This is a genomic window from Jannaschia sp. 2305UL9-9 (assembly GCF_041403465.1).
Classification (GTDB): Bacteria; Pseudomonadota; Alphaproteobacteria; order Rhodobacterales; family Rhodobacteraceae; genus Jannaschia.
In genome coordinates, this window is the sequence record NZ_JBGEHM010000001.1 from 986,861 (window position 1) to 1,004,894 (window position 18,034).

16 protein-coding genes are annotated in these 18,034 nt (G+C 66.0%); 2 read left to right on the forward strand and 14 right to left on the reverse strand.

The window, feature by feature from the left end; all coding sequences use genetic code 11:
- The first annotated feature begins 73 nt into the window (after window positions 1–73).
- Window positions 74–244, forward strand: coding sequence for a hypothetical protein (locus tag V6N07_RS04820; protein WP_371154452.1), 171 nt, complete (start codon window positions 74–76; stop codon window positions 242–244).
- A gap of 67 nt (window positions 245–311) precedes the next feature.
- Here V6N07_RS04820 and guaD read toward each other — a convergent pair whose 3' ends face one another.
- Window positions 312–1,595, reverse strand: a complete 1,284-nt coding sequence (gene guaD / locus V6N07_RS04825; protein ID WP_371154454.1) for a guanine deaminase — start codon at window positions 1,593–1,595, stop codon at window positions 312–314.
- A gap of 164 nt (window positions 1,596–1,759) precedes the next feature.
- On the opposite strand from guaD, the gene mgtE reads away from it, so the two are divergent.
- Window positions 1,760–3,178 carry a magnesium transporter gene (gene mgtE, locus V6N07_RS04830; RefSeq protein WP_371154455.1) on the forward strand — a complete coding sequence of 473 codons (1,419 nt, stop codon included), beginning with the start codon at window positions 1,760–1,762 and terminating at the stop codon, window positions 3,176–3,178.
- A gap of 81 nt (window positions 3,179–3,259) precedes the next feature.
- Here the strand turns inward: mgtE and recN are convergent, their stop codons facing one another.
- The 13 genes from recN to V6N07_RS04895 all read right to left on the reverse strand — a co-directional run bounded on the left by recN (window position 3,260) and on the right by V6N07_RS04895 (window position 18,034).
- Window positions 3,260–4,912 carry a DNA repair protein RecN gene (gene recN / locus V6N07_RS04835; RefSeq protein WP_371154456.1) on the reverse strand — a complete coding sequence of 551 codons (1,653 nt, stop codon included), beginning with the start codon at window positions 4,910–4,912 and terminating at the stop codon, window positions 3,260–3,262.
- Between the two features lie 86 nt (window positions 4,913–4,998).
- Window positions 4,999–5,838, reverse strand: a complete 840-nt coding sequence (locus tag V6N07_RS04840) for an outer membrane protein assembly factor BamD (protein ID WP_371154458.1) — start codon at window positions 5,836–5,838, stop codon at window positions 4,999–5,001.
- A 95-nt stretch (window positions 5,839–5,933) separates the two neighbouring features.
- Window positions 5,934–6,848: a UDP-3-O-acyl-N-acetylglucosamine deacetylase gene (lpxC, locus tag V6N07_RS04845; protein WP_371154460.1), complete on the reverse strand. Its 915-nt coding sequence runs from the start codon at window positions 6,846–6,848 to the stop codon at window positions 5,934–5,936.
- 337 nt (window positions 6,849–7,185) lie between these two features.
- Window positions 7,186–8,820 carry a cell division protein FtsZ gene (ftsZ, locus tag V6N07_RS04850; protein WP_371154462.1) on the reverse strand — a complete coding sequence of 545 codons (1,635 nt, stop codon included), beginning with the start codon at window positions 8,818–8,820 and terminating at the stop codon, window positions 7,186–7,188.
- A gap of 126 nt (window positions 8,821–8,946) precedes the next feature.
- Window positions 8,947–10,275, reverse strand: coding sequence for a cell division protein FtsA (gene ftsA, locus V6N07_RS04855; protein WP_371154463.1), 1,329 nt, complete (start codon window positions 10,273–10,275; stop codon window positions 8,947–8,949).
- A complete protein-coding gene (locus V6N07_RS04860) occupies window positions 10,272–11,147 on the reverse strand; it encodes a cell division protein FtsQ/DivIB (RefSeq protein ID WP_371154464.1) in 876 nt (291 codons plus the stop codon). Before V6N07_RS04860 ends, ftsA begins: the two co-directional genes overlap by 4 nt.
- A gap of 14 nt (window positions 11,148–11,161) precedes the next feature.
- A complete protein-coding gene (locus V6N07_RS04865) occupies window positions 11,162–12,076 on the reverse strand; it encodes a D-alanine--D-alanine ligase (protein ID WP_371154465.1) in 915 nt (304 codons plus the stop codon).
- Window positions 12,077–12,171: 95 nt separating this feature from the next.
- Window positions 12,172–13,098, reverse strand: a complete 927-nt coding sequence (gene murB, locus V6N07_RS04870) for a UDP-N-acetylmuramate dehydrogenase (protein ID WP_371154467.1) — start codon at window positions 13,096–13,098, stop codon at window positions 12,172–12,174.
- 150 nt (window positions 13,099–13,248) lie between these two features.
- Window positions 13,249–13,527, reverse strand: a complete 279-nt coding sequence (locus tag V6N07_RS04875) for a DUF2484 family protein (RefSeq protein ID WP_371155388.1) — start codon at window positions 13,525–13,527, stop codon at window positions 13,249–13,251.
- A gap of 33 nt (window positions 13,528–13,560) precedes the next feature.
- Complete coding sequence (murC, locus tag V6N07_RS04880) at window positions 13,561–14,961, reverse strand: UDP-N-acetylmuramate--L-alanine ligase (protein ID WP_371154468.1); 1,401 nt, start codon at window positions 14,959–14,961, stop codon at window positions 13,561–13,563.
- On the reverse strand, window positions 14,958–16,049 hold the full coding sequence (gene murG / locus V6N07_RS04885) for an undecaprenyldiphospho-muramoylpentapeptide beta-N-acetylglucosaminyltransferase (protein WP_371154469.1): 1,092 nt from the start codon (window positions 16,047–16,049) through the stop codon (window positions 14,958–14,960). Before murG ends, murC begins: the two co-directional genes overlap by 4 nt.
- Window positions 16,046–17,215, reverse strand: coding sequence for an FtsW/RodA/SpoVE family cell cycle protein (locus V6N07_RS04890; RefSeq protein ID WP_371154471.1), 1,170 nt, complete (start codon window positions 17,213–17,215; stop codon window positions 16,046–16,048). Before V6N07_RS04890 ends, murG begins: the two co-directional genes overlap by 4 nt.
- Window positions 17,216–17,440: 225 nt before the next feature.
- Window positions 17,441–18,034: an SCO family protein gene (locus V6N07_RS04895; protein ID WP_371154473.1), complete on the reverse strand. Its 594-nt coding sequence runs from the start codon at window positions 18,032–18,034 to the stop codon at window positions 17,441–17,443.

Consider the following 18,034-nt stretch of genomic DNA (forward strand, 5'->3'; position numbering starts at 1 on the left):
GACAAAAGATGCTTTGGACGAATGGCGCGGCGGGGCTACCGTAAGGTCACCCAAACAACAGACGGAGACGATGATGACGACGTTCAAGACACTCTTCGCCGCCGCTGCCCTCGTGGCTGCCCCCGGTCTCGCGACCGCCTACGAATGCAACTGGGGCAAGGCCGAACAGGTCACCATGTCCTGTGCCCCCGGCACGACATGGGACGCCACCGCCGGCACCTGCACGCCCGAGGCTACGGGCTGACGCCGGCGGCATCGCGAACGTATCGGGCCCCGCCGTCACTGGCGGGGCCTTTTTCATTCCCGGCAGGTCACGACCGGACCGCGCGTCCCGCCACGTAGACCTGCGCCACCGCGCGGTCGTCGCCCATCATGATGGTCGGGAACACCGCCTCCCAGATGTCGCCCGCACGGGTGCTGCGCTGCGTGATTGCCGGGGTGGAGGCGAGGTCCAGAACCACGAGGTCCGCATCCGATCCGGGTGCCAGGGTGCCTATGCGGTCCTCGGCCCGCAGCGCGCGCGCCGACCCTTCGGTCGCCAGCCACAGCAGTTGCGCAGGATGCAGCGCCTGCCCCCGCAGCTGCGCCACCTCGTAGGCCGCCGCCATCGTGCGCAGCATCGAAAAGCTGGACCCCCCGCCGGTATCCGTCGCCAGCCCGACCCGCATCCGTGCGGTCAGCGACATGTCGAACAGGCCCGACCCGATGAAGGTGTTGGACGTCGGGCAATGCACCACGGCGGCGCCGACTTCGGCCAGACGGTCCACCTCCCGCGCCATCAGATGGATTGCGTGACCGTAAAGGCCGTTCGCCCCCAACAGGCCATGCGCCTCGTAGGTGTCGAGGTAATCGCGCGCGTCCGGGAACAGGTCGCGGACCCAAGCAATCTCGTCGACTTGTTCGGACAGATGCGTCTGCATCAGGCAGTCGGGATGCTCGGCCCAAAGCGCACCCAGGGCCGACAATTGCTCCGGGGTGGAGGTCGGGGAAAACCGGGGCGTGATGACGTAGTTCGCGCGCCCCGCCCCGTGCCAGCGGGACAGCAGGGCGCGGCTGTCGTCATAGGCGCTTTGCGCCGTATCGCGCAGGTCATCGGGCGCGTTGCGATCCATGCAGGTCTTGCCACCCCAGACGGCCATGCCCCGCGCCGCAGCCGCCTCGAACAGGGCATCGACGCTGGTGGGATGAATGGTGCAGAAACTCGTGACGGTCGTGCTTCCATGGGCCAGCGCGAGGTCCAGCGTGCGCCCGGCGATCCCGGCGGCATAGGCAGGGTCCGAAAACCGGGCCTCCTCAGGGAAGGTATAGGTGTTGAGCCAGTCGATCAGCCGCTTGCCCCAGGATGCGATCATCGCCGTCTGCGGGTAATGCATATGCGCGTCGACGAATCCCGGAAGGATAAGCGCATCACCATGATCGACCTCCGCCGCGCCGGGATGGGCCGCCCGCACCTCGTCGACCGGGCCGCTGCCAAGAATGCGCCCGTCGTCCACCGCGATGGCGCCATGCACCTCGTGATGCGCGGCTTGCGTCAATGGTACGGCGAACGGATCGCCCGGAAAGGTCAGCACTTGACCAAGGATCAGCTGTGTCATGCGATCAGACCTACGGCGCGGGCCATCCCGCCCGCAAGCCCCCGGCCCCGCCCCGGACCCGACGGAAAACAGCCCCGGCGCCCCGCCGCCGACCGCAGGATGCCCCTACCACTTGCCCCGGCGAAAGGGTATCGCGGACCCAATGATCCACACAGGAGGACGCGATGACTGAGCATGAGCCCGACACCCTCCTGAGGTCGCAAGACGAGGAAACCCAGACGGCAGAACTCGAAGAGGAAATCGACCTCGACGACTCGCGCGTATCGGCCGTTCGCGATGCGCTGGCACAGCGGGATCGCACCGGGCTGGACGACCTGCTGGAGCCGCTGCACGGCGCCGACATCGCCGACCTTCTGGAGCAGGTCTCCGAATCCGAACGCTCGACCCTCGTGGAGCTTTGGCAGGGTCAGATCGACGGGGAAATCCTGTCCGAACTGGACGAGAACCTGCGCGAGGAGGTGCTGTCGTACCTGCCCGCAGAGGATGTCGCCGAGGCGGTGCGGGAACTGGATACAGACGACGTCGTCGATCTGGTCGAGAACCTCGATGATGCGGATCAGGCCACGGCCATTCTTGGCGCCCTGTCAGATGTGGACCGGGTCGCGGTGCAGCAGGCCCTGTCCTACCCCGAGTATTCGGCCGGACGCCTGATGCAGCGCGAGGTGGTGATCGCCCCGTCCTTCTGGACCGTCGGTCAGGCCATCGATTTCCTGCGGTCGGGTCCCGACCTGCCGGAGCAGTTCTACCACGTCATCCTGACGGACCCGCGCATGCGCCCGGTCGGTCATGTCACGCTTGGCAAGATCCTTGCGTCGCCGCGCGAGACGCCATTATCGGACATCGAGGAAGACAGCTTTCGAACCTTCGAAGTCACCGACCCGGAGTCGGAGGTCGCCTATGCCTTCAACCAGTATCACCTGATCTCGGCCGCCGTGGTCGACGCCGACGACCGATTGCTGGGCGTGATCACCATCGACGACGCCATCCGCATCCTCGACGAGGAAGCGGAGGAGGATATCCTGCGCCTCGCCGGTGTGGACGCCGAGGAATCGCTGTCGAACAAGACCCTGGGCGTCGTGCGCCGCCGCTTCCCCTGGCTGGCGGTGAACCTGTTCACGGCGATCCTTGCGTCCGTGGTGATCGCGCAGTTCGAGGCCGTCCTGACGCAGATCGTGGCGCTTGCGGTGTTGATGCCGATCGTCGCCTCGATGGGTGGCAACGCGGGGACGCAGTCCCTGACCGTGGCGGTGCGCGCGCTGGCGACCCGCGACCTGACCGGCGGCAACGTCTGGCGCGTCATCCGGCGTGAAGTGATGGCGGGCGCGATCAACGGCCTGGCCTTCGCGGTGATCATGGGGGTGGTCGGGATCGTCTGGTTCGGCTCGCCCGCGTTGGGCGGGGTGATCGCGGTGGCGATGATCGTGAACATGGTCGTGGCCGGCCTTGCCGGTGTCGGCATACCGGTCGTGCTGCAGAAGGTGGGGATCGACCCGGCACTCGCCTCCGGCGCCTTCGTGACGACCGTGACGGATGTGGTCGGCTTCTTCGCGTTTCTCGGCTTGGCCGCGCTCTGGCTGCTGTAACGTTTCCGCCGACAAGGTGGCGCGTGCTGCCGCTGTCGAATGGATATTTATGGGAACAAAGAAGGGGCGAGGCGCGGTTTTTCAGGCGGCTGCGTCGAGCAGCGCCTGTGCGGCCCCCCGCGCGGCGTCGGTGACCGTGTCCCCTGCCAGCATCCGCGCGATTTCATCCACCCGGTCGGCCTGTGCCACCGGAATGACGGTCGAGGTGGTGACGTTGTCCGCCACCGATTTCTGCACGCGCCAGTGATGCGCGCCCAAGGCCGCGACCTGCGGAGAATGCGTGACCACCAGCACCTGCCCCCCATCGGCCAGCGCCTGCAACCGGCGGCCGACGGCATCCGCCGTGGCACCGCCAACGCCCCGGTCGATTTCATCGAAGATCAGCGTCACGCTGCGATCCCCCCCGGTCAGACAGACCTTCAGGGCCAGCAAAAAGCGGCTGAGTTCGCCGCCCGAAGCGATCTTGTCCAAGGGGCCGGACGGCGCGCCGGGATTGGTGGCCACCTCGAACGAGACATCGTCCCAGCCGTCCGACCCGGCCGTGCCACGCGTGACGTTGGTGGTGAAGGTTGCACGATCCATCTTGAGTGGTGCCAGTTCACCCGCCATCGCGATGTCCAGACGCTCCGCCGCTTCGGTTCGCAACTGCGTCAGGGCGGCGGCGGCCCCGTCATAATCGGCGCGCGCCGTTTCCACCGCCACGCGCAGTTTTCCGATGCCCCCGCCGGATGCGTCCAGAAGGGACAGCCGTTCGCGCAGGCCGTCGGCGAAGGCAGGCAGGTCATCGGGGGCCACGCCGTGCTTTCGCGCGATGGCGCGAATGGCGAACAGGCGTTCCTCCGTCTCCTCCAACTCGCGCGCATCGAAGGTCAGCGCATCCAGACAGCTTTCGACGCCCTGCTGCGCCTCGCCCAATTCCACCAGTGCCCGGCCGAGCGCGTCGAGCGCGGGGGCCAGTGCCTCGCCTGCCTGATCCAGCGCGCCGTCCAACCAGCGGCTTGCGTCCATCATCTGACCCTCGGCGCCCGACATGCCGAGCGCCTCTGCCGCGCGCCCCACATCGGCGCGGATCTTTTCGGCCCCCTGCATCAGGCGGCGACGCGCATCGAGTTCCGCGTCTTCACCGACCTCGGGTGACAGCTTGTCGAATTCATCGACCGAGTAGCGCAGGAAATCCTCTTCGGCGCGCGCCTCCTCCACCTGCGCTTCGGCCGCGTCCAGCGCGCGGCGCGCAGCGGCGAGTGTCGACCACGCGCGGCGCACGGCGGCCGTGTCGGCACCGGCGAAATCGTCCAGCAGACGCCCATGTCCGCGCACGTCCAACAGGCCCCTGTCATCGTGCTGACCGTGCAGCTCCAGCAGGCTTTCGGACAGGGCGCGCAGCACCTCTCCGCTGACGCGGCTGCCGTTGACCCAGGCCGTCTTGCGCCCGTCACGGGTGTTGACGCGGCGCAGGATCAATTCGCCGTCCTCGGCGTCGATCTGATGTTCGGCCAGAACCTCGCGGGCGGCGTGGCCGTCGGGCAGGTCGAAGACGGCCGTCACCTCGCCCTGCTTTGCCCCCTGACGGACCAGCTCGGCCCGCCCGCGCCAACCAAGGACAAACCCGAGAGAGTCGAGAAGGATCGACTTGCCCGCCCCGGTTTCCCCGGTCAGGACGTTCAGCCCCGCGCCGAACTCCAGCGACAGGCGGTCGATGATCAGCATGTCTGAGATGTCGAGTGTGCGCAGCATGTCCGGTATCCCGTGAGGCGGAGGTCTGCCCCGGCCCCGTCAATCAATCCCGCGCGCGCGTGGCCCCGCCCCGCCGCGCCAAGGTATCACAGCCAGCGACCGCGCAATGTCCGGTCGTAGATCGACTTGAGCCAGCCGGAGCCGGCTGCCTCCGGCGCAAGGCCCTGCCCCGTCAACTGACGGAACGCATCATCATAGAACGGCGAGCCCTGGAAGTTGTAGCCAAGGATCGCCCCCGCCGTTTGCGCCTCGTCCGTCAGGCCAAGGGCCAGATAGGCCTCGACCAGGCGCAGGAGGGCTTCGGGCGTATGGGTCGTCGTCTGGAACTCTTCGACCACGGCGCGAAAGCGATTGATCGCCGCAGGATAGTGCTTGCGCTTGAGGTAGTAGCGCCCGATCTCCATCTCCTTCGACGCGAGGTGATCGAAAGCAAGGTCGAACTTGAGGATGGAAGAGCGGGCATATTCGCTGTCCGGATAGCGCTCGATCACCGTGCGCAGGCTTTGCAACGCCTGAAACGTCAGGCCCTGATCCCGGCCCACCTGATCGATCTGATCGTAGTAGGACAGCGCCAGCAGATATTGCGCATAGGCGGCGTCTTCGTCCGCGGGATAGAAGTCGATGAACCGCTGTGCCGAGGCGCGCGCGTTCTCGTAATCCTTGTCCTGATGATAGGCGAAGGCCTGCATGATCAGGCCACGACGCGCCCATTCCGAAAACGGATAGAGACGCTCCACCTCCGAGAAAAGCCGCGCCGCGTCATCGGCATCGCCACGGGCCAGTTCCCGCTCCGCACGCTGAAAGATCGTCTCGGGCGCGGTATCCTCCAAGGCGATTTCATCATCGCTGCCACAGGCGGCCAGAATCCCGGCGACCGTCAACGCGATCAATGGCCTGGCTATGCGCCCAGCTTTGCGACCTGTCATCGATACCACCCTTGCCCCAGTCATCCGTTCGGACTTGCCGCACTTATACGCAGCGTCGCGCCGGGTGTGAAGCGCCTGCGGCCCATTCAAATCCCTCACAGATGCGCGAAGGAATCCTTTTCCAGACCGGCGCCCGGCAGGACGCGGCATTCGGCCGCCGTCAGCGTGCGAATGCGATAGGCCAGAGGGTCTGCAAACAACGCATGCAGCAGCTTGTTGGTCATCGCGTGGCCCGACCGCAACCCGGTGTAGCGCCCAAGGATCGGCGCGCCCGCCAAGGCCAGATCACCAAGGGCGTCCAGCATCTTGTGGCGCACCGCCTCGTCCCGGTGACGCAAACCGCCGGGGTTCATGATCCGGTCGCCATCGACGACGACCGCATTCGCCAGCGACCCGCCAAGCGCCTTGCCGGCGGCGTGCATCGCATCCACGTCCTGCTGGCGGCAGAAGGTGCGGCTGTCACACAATTCGCGGACGAAGGTACCGTTGGACAGACGCAAAACCTTGCGCTGCTGGCCGATGGCCGCATCCGTGAAATCGATGGCGAAATCGATCTCCAGTTCGGCGGCGGGCTCCAGCATCGCGATGCGGTCCCCGTCTTCCACCTGCACGCGGCGCAGCACTTCGATCACGTGGACCGGGGCATTCAGTTGACGGACACCGACCTTCAGGATCGCCCGCACGAAATCAGCAGCCGACCCGTCGAGGATCGGAACCTCGGGGCCATCCAGCTCGATCGTCGCATTCAGAACGCCACAGCCGGCCAGGGCCGCCATGACATGCTCGACCGTCGACACGGACACACCTGCTTCGTTCACCAGCAAGGTGCACAAGGGCGATGTCTGAACATTCGAATGCCGCGCGGGGATCATGGCATTCTCGGCCACGTCCGTGCGACGGAACCAGATACCATGATGCGCGCTGGCAGGTTGGATCGACAGGCGCGCAGGCTCACCCGAGTGGAGACCCACACCGGAGAGGCGGATAGCGGATTTGACCGTGGTTTGCATGACGTCGATCCTTCCATTCCGCGCCACAGGGCACGGCTTCGAGGATGGAGATATGGACAGAGCGGTTTCGACACAATTCAACCATGGTTACGTGCTGAAACAGGTTCCGCGAAGGGGTGGCGGAAAAGCGCCGATGCCCGCGCGACCACACGAAACTGTCACGAATGTAACGGGTTACGCCGGCGGGAACCCTGCCGAATCGAAGTCGGGCCGAAAGGTTCGTGATTGTGCCGCTACGTCACGTTCAGGCAGAAACAGCCTGGATCACGGCATTTGAAACGAAACGCGGCGACCGAATGGCCGCCGCGTCTCGTCTTGAATGTGGCGCTGACGCAGGTCAGTTGGCCTGACGGCGCAGGAAGGCGGGGATCTCGATCCGCTCTTCCTCGGGCTCTGCCTGCAGGGCCGGACGTGACGGGGCAGCCGGAGCCTGCGGTGCAGCGGGCGCCGTGTCGGCGGTGCCGGTCATGCGGTTGATCAACGATCCGATACCAAACCGCGCGGCGTGCTGATCGCCTGCGGCCGAACCACCGCGGGGGGCCGAAGGCGCGGTCGGGACATCCCGACGCTCACCACGGGTTGCAGCACTGCGCAGACGCTCCATCGCCTCGGGCGACACGGCGCTTGGACGCGGGGCGGTAAACGTCGCCTGCGACGGCTCGGCGGCGGCAACCGGCTGCGACACGGGCGCAGGGGTATAGGCCGGTGGCGGCAGGTCGTCCTTGGCGGTCGGCGCTTCGCGATGACCGAAGAAGTCATCGGCGGCGTATTCTTCCTCGGCCTCGGCAACCGTGGCCGCATCGAAGAAGCTCGGCTCGGCAGGCTCTTCCGGGGTGGCTTCCGGCGCCGGGGCCGGTGCGACGGCGGCGGTCAACGGCAACGGGGCCGCGGGGGTAGAGGCCGCCTCGGGCTTGCGTGCGGCGGCGGCATTCTGCGTCTCGACCGGGGCCTGCACCTCGGACAGACGACGACGCGGCGCGGGCATCTCGCCCGACTGGCGCGCATCGATGCCGGTTGCGACGACGGAGACGCGCATGACACCTTCCATCGACGGATCGAGAGTGGATCCGACGATGATGTTGGCATCCTCGTCCACTTCCTGACGGATGCGGTTGGCGGCTTCGTCCATCTCGAACAGGGTCAGGTCGTAACCACCGGTGATGTTGATCAGAACGCCCTTGGCGCCCTTCAGCGACAGCTCGTCTAGCAGCGGGTTGGCAATGGCCTTCTCGGCGGCTTCGACGGCACGGTCCTCGCCCTCTCCCTCGCCGGTACCCATCATGGCCTTACCCATCTCGTCCATCACCGACCGGACGTCGGCGAAGTCGAGGTTGATCATGCCCGGACGGACCATCAGGTCGGTCACACCCTTGACGCCTTGGTAAAGCACGTCGTCAGCAAGCGAGAACGCCTCGGTGAAGGTGGTCTTTTCGTTGGCCAGACGGAACAGGTTCTGGTTCGGAATGATGATCAGCGTGTCGACGACCTTCTGCAAGGCCTCGACGCCCTCCTCGGCCTGACGCATCCGCTTGGAGCCTTCGAACTGGAACGGCTTGGTCACGACACCAACGGTCAGGATGCCAAGCTCGCGCGCGGCCTGTGCGATGATCGGGGCCGCGCCGGTGCCGGTGCCGCCGCCCATGCCGGCGGTGATGAAGCACATGTGCGCGCCGGCAAGGCGATCGACGATCTCCTCGATCGTTTCCTCGGCCGCGGATGCGCCGATCTGGGGCCGCGCGCCTGCGCCAAGCCCTTCGGTCACGCGAACGCCCAACTGGATGCGGGCCTGGCTGTGGTTCTGCGCAAGGGCCTGGGCGTCGGTGTTCGCGACCACGAACTCGACCCCTTCAAGGTCCTTCTGGATCATGTTGTTGACGGCGTTGCCGCCCGCACCGCCGACACCGAACACGGTGATACGGGGCCGCAGGTCCAGCTCAGTGCTGCCGCCGGGCATGGAGAGGTTCAATGTCATCTGCTGTCCACCTGTGATTCGGCCCTGCCTCAGGCCCTTGGTCTTCGTTCACGCGGTCTACGCCGCCTTAATTCTGCCTTACTTTAGCGAAGCATCGCGAGTCCGTCACCCAAAAAACGAATCGTATCACCAATTGTCCCTAAACCAGCGCACGGCGCGGCGAAGTGGTGCGCCATGGGTACGCTCCGGCACGGCCTCGAAGTCCCAGAATTCGTCCTGTGGTTCCGCGCCCTGCATGCACAGACCGACGCAGGCGGCAAAAGCCGGGCCCTTGGCCGCCTCGGGCAGGCCCTGAACGCGCAAAGGCCGCCCAAGTCTGACCTGATTGCCCAGAATACGCCCCGCGAGGGCATCCAACCCCGGTATCTGCGACGCACCGCCCGTCAGAACGATCCGCTGCGACGGCAGGTCGCTGAAACCGGCGGCATCGAGGCGGGCGCGCACCTCTTCGAGGATTTCCTCGACCCTCGGCCGAATAATGCCGATCAGTTCGGTACGCGTGGCCGATCGACGGTCGTGGTGCCAGTCGCCGGTGTCTGCCTCCAGGGCGATCATCTCGCGGTCGTCCATGCCCGTGGCGACGACGCCGCCATAGCGCGTCTTGATCATCTCGGCGGTCTGCGCGGGTATGCGCAGGCCCTGGCTGATGTCCGACGTCACATGATCGCCGCCCATCCGCACCGTATCGGCGAAAACCATGTGTTTGCGCATGAAAATCGAGATGCCGGTGGTCCCGCCGCCCATGTCGATGCAGGCCGCGCCCAGTTCCTTTTCATCCTCGACCAGGGCCGAGGTCGCGGCCGCATAGGGCGCGGAGGCCAGCCCCGCCAGTTCCAGATCGCAGTTGTGCACACAGGTCAGCAGGCTTTCGACGGCATGGGCATCGACCGACAACAGGTGCATGTCCGCGCGCAGCATCTCTCCGGTCTGGCCACGCGGATCGCGCAGGGTCGTGCGGTGGTCGATGCCGAAATTGACGGGCTGCGCGTGCAGCACCTCGCGCCCTGCCCCAAGGTCGGGCGTGTCGACGGAGGCCAGAACGCGGCCCACGTCCTGAACCGAACAGGGCCCGGTTTCCAGCATGACTTCACCGGACAGGCCAAAGCTGCCCGGACGCCCGCCGGAAAAGCATGCAATGACGTGATCGACCCGGACATTGGCCATCTTCTGCGCACCCTGAACGGCGGTGCGGATCGCCCGCTCCGTTTCGGGCATGCTGTCGACTTCGCCCATGTGGATGCCGCGCGACCGCGTCGTCGTCGCACCGATCACGCGGAAGTTGGACTGACCGGCCATGTGGCCGACGCCCTCACCCTGCGGCGTGTTCTCCTCGAACCGCAACACCAGACAGGCCGTCTTGTAGGAACCGACGTCCAGAATGGCGATCACTCCGCGTTGCAGCGCGGCCTGACGTTTGCGCCGCATGGCGCGTTGGGCGTGGAACAAGCGGCTCATTCGGCCTCCGTGGCATAGCTCAGGCGTTCAAGATCTTGGAGTCTCTTCAATTCGATCCGCGCATCGCGGGACAGGCGCAGGGTCGGACGGTCACCGATCCGCAGGTCGACGACCGACACATCCCGCGACAGCACGTCCTTGGCCGCATGCAGCGCCAGCGCGCGGTCCAGTGCGGCGGCGGGTGCCCCTTCGGGCAGCATGATGCGCTGCCCGCCGGTCAGCATCACATCCCAGCGGCGGTTGCCCACGCGTGTCAGGCCGACCAGCCGGTCCGTGACCGGGGCCGCCGCCTCGAACAGGGCTAGCGCCTGATCCACATGCGCATCGGCCCCTTCACCCGAGATCAGAGGCAAGGCGCCCGCCTTGCCGATATCGGTCAGACGCGCAACATGATGCCCGGTCGCGTCCAGCACGCGGATGCCGTCCGCCGTCACCCATGCGACCGCGGGCCGCCGTTCGGTGATCTTCAACAGCAGGACACCGCCCGACTTGACCCGCACTTCGGCACGTTCCACCGGGTCCAGCCCTTCGAGGGCCTGCCGCAGCGCATCGAGGTCCAGAACGAACTGCGACAGCGGCAGATCGACAGGCAGCGCCTCCTGAATGTCCTGACGCAACTGGTCGGAGGCGCCCTCGATCCGCAGCAGTCCCACCATGAACTCGGGCCGGTCCTGCACGGCGCTGATCATCCCGTTCCATGTGTCGACGATCGCGATCTGCCGCGCAGGATCGTTGATATACCACGTGAACAGGAACACGAACCCGAAGGACGGGATGCCCGTGCGGATCAACGCCCGGAACAGAGGCGTCAGCCACAGCCGCTGCAAGCGGTAATCCCACTTCGAAGGTGCCGGATCGGGACGCAACGGCATCTGTGTCCCGCTGTTCATCGGTCGCATGACGCGTCCTCCACCAGACGTGCGCAAAGCTGACCGAAGGTGATCCCCGCATGCTGCGCCTGTTCCGGCGTCAGGGACGTGGGCGTCATGCCGGGCTGGGTGTTGGTTTCCAGCAGGATCAGACCATCGAGACCACGCTCCGCGTCCCACCGGAAATCCGTGCGACTGATGCTGCGGCAACCAAGCGCGCGATGCGCCCGCAGGGCATAGTCCTGACAGGCCCTGAAGATCTCGGCGGGCACCTCGGCGGGAACGACATGGGACGACCCCCCTTCGGCGTATTTCGCATCGTAGTCGTACCAGCCATCTGTCACGATCTCCGTCACCGTCAGGGCGGCCTCGCCCAGAACGGTGCAGGTCAGTTCCCGTCCCGGCGCATAGGTTTCGACCATGACCGTTTCAGGCATCGTATCTGCCAAGACCGGCGGGCGGTTGGCCCCCGCCTCGACGATGTAGATCCCGACGGAGGAGCCTTCGTTGTTCGGCTTGATGACATAGGGCGTCGGCAGGACGTGATCCGCCATCGCGTGGGCTTTGGGGACGATCCGGCTTTCCACGATGGGCAGGCCCGCAGCCGCGAAGACATCCTTCGACCGCGCCTTGTCCATCGCCGTGGCCGAGGCCAGCACGCCCGAATGCGTATAGGGCATCCGCAGCCATTCCAGCAGGCCCTGGATACACCCGTCCTCGCCCCAGCGACCGTGCAGCGCGTTGAACACCACATCCGCGCCGATGGCCCGCAAATCCGCGACCACGTCCGGCCCGGCATCCAGTTCTGTCACGCGATAGCCTTCGCCGCGCAGCGCCTCGGCACAGCCGAATGCTGTCGAAAGCGAGACCTCGCGTTCCGAAGACGGGCCGCCCATAAGGACGGCAACATGCGTGGGTGTCCTGCCCGACATACCCAAAATCCTGCGCCTCGCCGGACGCTTTTTACGCCTCGGCCTGTTATTATTATAGCTTCGCGTCCCTGTGCGGGACCGGCCTCTGACGGGCCTTACGAAGAAAGCGCGGGTTCACCGACCCGCTTGATTTCCCATATTAGCGATATTCCGCTCGCCTCGTATACCCTTTTCCGCACCTCTTCGCCCAATCCTTCCAGATCTGCGGCAGTGGCGCCCCCCTGATTGACCAGAAAATTCGAATGCTTGGGCGACATGATCGCCCCGCCCCGCATGGCGCCACGCATGCCCGCATCATCGATGACCTTCCACGCCTTCAGGTCATGGACATCATCGGCCCGCCCGGTCGACGAATGGCCCGCCGGGTTGCGGAACGTGCTGCCGGCGCTGCGGTCCTTGGTGGGCTGCGTGGCGTCGCGCTTGGCCAACTGGTCGGCCATCCGCGCCTCCAACGCCTCCGGATCGCCCGCCTCCGCGCGGAACGTCGCGCGCGTGACGATGGCCCCTTGAGGCAGATCGCTGCTGCGATAGGCCAGCTTCAGGTCGGCCGCAGGCAGGGTCACGATTGATCCGTCGCGCAACACGGCCTCGACCTCGATCAGGTGATCCGCGACATAGCTGCCGTAGCATCCGGCGTTCATTGCAACCGCGCCGCCGATCGCACCCGGAATGGTCCGAAAGAACGTCAGGTCGCGCCCGGCCGCCGCCGCCTTGCGCGCGACATGGGCATCCAGCGCCGCCGCCCCCGCATGCACAAGGTCGCCATCGACCTCGATCCCGTTGAATGCGCGCCCAAGCCGGACGACGACGGCGCGCAGCCCCCCATCGCGCACGATCAGGTTAGACCCGACACCCATAGGAAAGACATCGACACCCGGATCCAGCGCGCCAAGAAAGGCGCTCAGATCCTCCCGGTCCGCAGGCTGCAACAGCGCATCCGCAGGCCCGCCAACGCGCAACCACGTCAGATCGGACAAGGGCCGGTTTTCAGTCAGGGCACCACGAGTAGGGGGATAGGTCATGGCCGTGGAGTAGGAGTTTGCGCGCAAAGGGGCAAGAGGCAGGCGCCCGGCCCGGCCACCGTCGCGCGCAGCCGCCAAAACCAAGACCGCCCCCGCGCCGCAGATGCATTCCCTGATCAAGGGCGCAGGTCACGCGCCGCGGTTCAGCGACTATTCGGCGCCGCTTTTCCAAAGCACGCGGGCAACCCATCGCCATAGATATCGAAGCGGCCAGCGCAGAACGGCGGCCATCGTCATCACCCCGAGCATTGCCCAAGGCCATCCCATCGTGGCACCGAGCCCGATCACGATCGGCAGTCCTGCCGCGATCAGGACATAGGCGGCGGGCCAGCTTTGGCGCGACGACAGGCTGACCATCGCGATCCACGCGACCACGACCCAAAGGCAGAGGGCGATCAGGGCGATGGCTGTCTTCCTCTGGCCGAAGATACCTCGGGGTCCGGGGCAGCGCCCCGGCCGCCCTCAGCCATTCAGACGGTCGGGCAAGGCGTTGGCCCAGGCCGAAATCGTGCCTGCGCCAAGGCAGACGACGATGTCGCCCTCACGCGCCTGTTCGCGCACCAGACGCACGAGATCGTCTTCATCGGTCACCGCGCGCGCATGGCGGTGGCCGAACCGGATCAGACCGGCGACCAGATCGTCGCGCCCCGCGCCCTCGATCGGGGCTTCGCCCGCCGCGAAGATATCCGCGATCCCCACGACATCAGCGTCGTTGAAACAGCCGCAGAAGTCGTCGAACAAGGAATGCAGGCGGGAAAAACGGTGCGGTTGGTGCACGGCGATCACGCGGCCCGTGTCGCCGATGGACTGTCGCGCGGCCTTGAGCACGGCGGCGATCTCGACCGGATGGTGGCCATAGTCGTCGATGATCGGAACACCGTTCCATTCGCCGACCTTCGTGAACCGCCGGTTGACGCCACCAAAGGCGGCAAGGCCATCGCGGATGACGCCCTTCGGGACGCCCAGCTCTCGTGCCACCGCAACGGCGGACAGCGCGTTCGAGACGTTGTGATCCCCCGGCATGGGAAGACGACAACCCTCGATCACCGCATCCTCTGCCTGCAACTGGATGTCGAAATGCGCGATACCGCCCTCATAGCGCAGGTTCACAGCCCGCACGTCCGCCTGCGCGTTGAAGCCGAAGGTCACGATGCGCCGGTCAGTGACACGACCGACCAGCGCGCGAACCTCCGGATGGTCGGTGCAGCAGATGGCCAACCCGTAAAACGGGATGTTCGAGATGAAGTCGTCGAAGCCGCGCCGCAGGTTCTCGATCGTGCCCCAATGCTCCATATGCTCGGGGTCGATGTTGGTGACGATGGCAACGGTGGCCGGCAGGCGGTTGAACGTGCCGTCGGATTCGTCGGCCTCGACCACCATCCATTCGCCGTTCCCCATGCGGGCGTTGGATCCGTAGGCATGGATGATCCCGCCGTTGATCACCGTCGGGTCCAGTTCGCCCGCATCCAGCAAGGCCGCGACCATCGTTGTCGTCGTGGTCTTGCCATGGGTGCCCGCGACGGCGACGTTGGACTTCATCCGCATCAGCTCGGCCAGCATCTCGGCCCGCCGCACCACTGGCAGGCCCTGCGCACGGGCGGCGTCCAGTTCCGGATTGCCCGGCTTGATGGCCGAGGAAATGACGACGACCTCTGCCTCCTGCAGGTTTTCGGCCCGCTGCCCCTCGAAGATACGCGCCCCGAGCCGGGCGAGGCGATCCGTGATCTTCGACGTCTTCGCGTCCGATCCCTGCACGGTATAGCCGTGCGAGATCAGCACCTCGGCGATGCCGGACATGCCGATGCCGCCGATGCCGACGAAATGGATGGGGCCCATTTGCTGGGGCAGCTTGGTGGCGTTCATCTGGTCTGGCTCACGTATTGGACAAGGTCGGCAAGGCGGCTTGCGGCGTCCGGAACGGCAACGGACAGGGCCGCCCGTGCCATCTGGGCCGCGCCCTGCGGGTTGGACAGGATCGTGGTGGCCTGCTCGGCCAGGGTCTCCGGCGTCAGCCGACGCTCGGGTATCATGATGGCGGCGCCGGCTTCGGTCAGGCCACGGGCGTTCACCGTCTGATGGTCGCCCGCCGCGACCGCATAGGGGATCAGGATCGCGGGCCGGCCGATGACGGACAAGTCGGCGACCGTGGAGGCGCCGGAGCGGCTGATCACCAGCTGCGCATCCGCCATGCGGTTCGGCACGTCGTCGAAAAAGGGCGCCACCTCGGCCGTGATGCCCGCGGCATCGTAGAAGGCCGTGACCCGGTCATGATCCTCGGACCGCGCCTGATGGGCGACGCGCAGCTGACCGCGGATCGCCTCGGGCAGACGCGACAGGGCTTCGGGCACGGTATCCGACAGGATGCGGGCGCCCTGACTTCCGCCGATGACCAGAACGGACATCGGGTAGTCGCCGGGCGGGATATAGGGGGCGGCCGCGCGGGACAGGACGGATGCGCGAACGGGATTGCCGGTATGCGCGCCCTCGACGCCTTTCGGCAGGGTTGCCGGCCATGTTCCGCAGGCGAAGGCATCGACGCGGGTGGCGAACACCTCGTTCACGCGACCGGGCACGCCGTTCTGTTCGTGAATGATGCGGGGCAGCTTCATCAAGGTCGCCGCGGCCAGCGCCGGGATCGACGGATAACCACCGAAACCCGCGACAAGGGTGGGACGGTCCGACCGGAACGCACGCATCGCGCGAAACACCCCGGCAGACAGCTTGACCGGCACCATCGCCTTGGCCGCCAGCCCGCCACGCGCGAAGGTGGCAGACGGGATGACCTCGATCTCGACATCCTCGGGAAAACCGCCGGCATAGCGTGCCCCGCGATCGTCGGTCGACAGCTTCACCCGCCAGCCACGGGCCAGCATTTCCTCGGCCAGCGACTGGGCGGGAAACATATGGCCGCCGGTGCCCCCGGCGGCGATCACGATCAAAGGTGCGGTCATCGGAACCCGTTGGATAGAAGGTGGTCCCCGATCTCGGCCTGTGGACGGGCGCGGGTGAAACACAACAGGCACCCCATCAGGAGACCCATCGCGATGAGGGAGGAGCCGCCGTAGCTGACGAATGGAAGGGTCATGCCCTTGGCAGGCAGGATGCGCACCGCAACACCGAGGTTGATGAACGCCTGACTAGCCAACAGGACGGTCAGGCCGGTGCCGGCAAGGCGGATGAACACGTCCCGTTCAACGCACAGGCGCAACAGCGACCGCATCGTGATGACCGCGAACAGGGCGATGATACACAGCACCATGATCATCCCGTATTCTTCTGCGGCCACGGCGATGATGAAATCGGTATGCGCGTCCGGAAGGGTCCATTTGACCCGCCCCTCGTTCACGCCCGTTCCGAAAAAGCCCCCTTCGCGGATCGCGTCGATGGCATACCCCATCTGCGTGCGCGGATCGACTTCGGGGTTCAGAAAGCCATCGATCCGGCGGGCAAAGTGTTCGGAGTTGTTGTAGGCCACCAGGCCGACCAACCCGACCGCGCCGATGACAGCCGTGAGAAGGATGATCGGCGCGCCGGCAACGAAATAGACCGATGACCATGCGACCACGGTCAGCATCGCCTGACCGAAGTCGGGCTGCATCGCCAGAAAGCCGATGATGATCGTCAGGATCGCGAAACTGATGGTCTTGCCATGTGGTCCGCCCGGCTCCGTCGAGGCGGCCATCAGCCACGCACTGACGATGACGAAGACGGGTTTGAGGAACTCGGACGGCTGAACCGAGGCGAAGCCGAGCGAATACCACCGCGTCGCGCCCTTGCCGAAATCGGTGCCGAGCAGGGGCAGCATCATCACCGCCACCGCCGCCGCGACGAAACCGACGACACCGAGGCGACGGACCAGTTGCGGAGACATCATCGACACCACCAGCATCACGACGAATGCGAGGGTCCCGAAGACGGCCTGCCTTTGAACGTAGTGGAACGGAGCCAGACCGTTGCGTTCGGCCAGCGGCACCGATGCGGCAAGCCCCAACAGGATGCCAATGGCGAACAACAGGACCACCGCGAACAGGACGACCTTGTCGAGGGTCCGCCACCATCTTGAAAGAATGGCCTCGCCCGGAAGGACGATGACCGCGCCATGCGCTATCTCTGTCATTACACTGCCTGTATCTGCCCGCCCGGTTTTCCGGGTCTGCCTTTTGCAATAGCGCGTCGCCCACCATCGCGCCACCCTTTGCAATCAGGGGCGCGCGGGACGGCAGGAACATGCGGTCGGAGACGCGAAGACTGTGGCGCGAAAGACTCGGTTCACCGCCCCGGCGGGTCTGCGTCCGAGGGCATGCCCCATCGCGTACCATGGGCCCGTTACAGCCCCGCCGGATCAGCCGAGAACGGCGCGGATCTTGGCCTTGGCCTCTTCCGGGTTCGATCCATAGGGGATCAGATCGACCACTTCGCCCGCATCGTTCAGAACGAAGACCGAGGCATAGTGGTCCATGGTATAGTCGCCGTCGCCCAACTCTCGCCGTTGAAAATACACGCGCCAGGATTTCGCCATGTCCCGCACGGCTTCCGGCTCTCCGGTGATGCCGATGACGCGATCGGTCTGCGGCTCCAGGTAGTCGCGCAGGAATTCGGGTGTGTCCCGCTCCGGATCGATCGTGACGAAATATCCGCCGATGTCATCCGGCCCCACATCCAGATCGGACAACCACGTCTCGATGTCATAGACCGTCGTCGGACAGATCTCGGGACAATGGGTAAATCCGAAGAACAACAGCGATGGCCGCCCGGTGAAGGCCGCCTCGGTGATCGGGGCGCCGTTCTGATCGACAAGCGTGAACGGCTCACCCAGTTGCGTGCCCACGACGGCAGGCGTCCGGTTGTCCATCACCTGCCGCAGGGCCACCCCCGCGCCAAGCGCGAGGACGGCCACACCGAGGGCGAAGGCGATCGTCAGACCACGGCGCTTCAT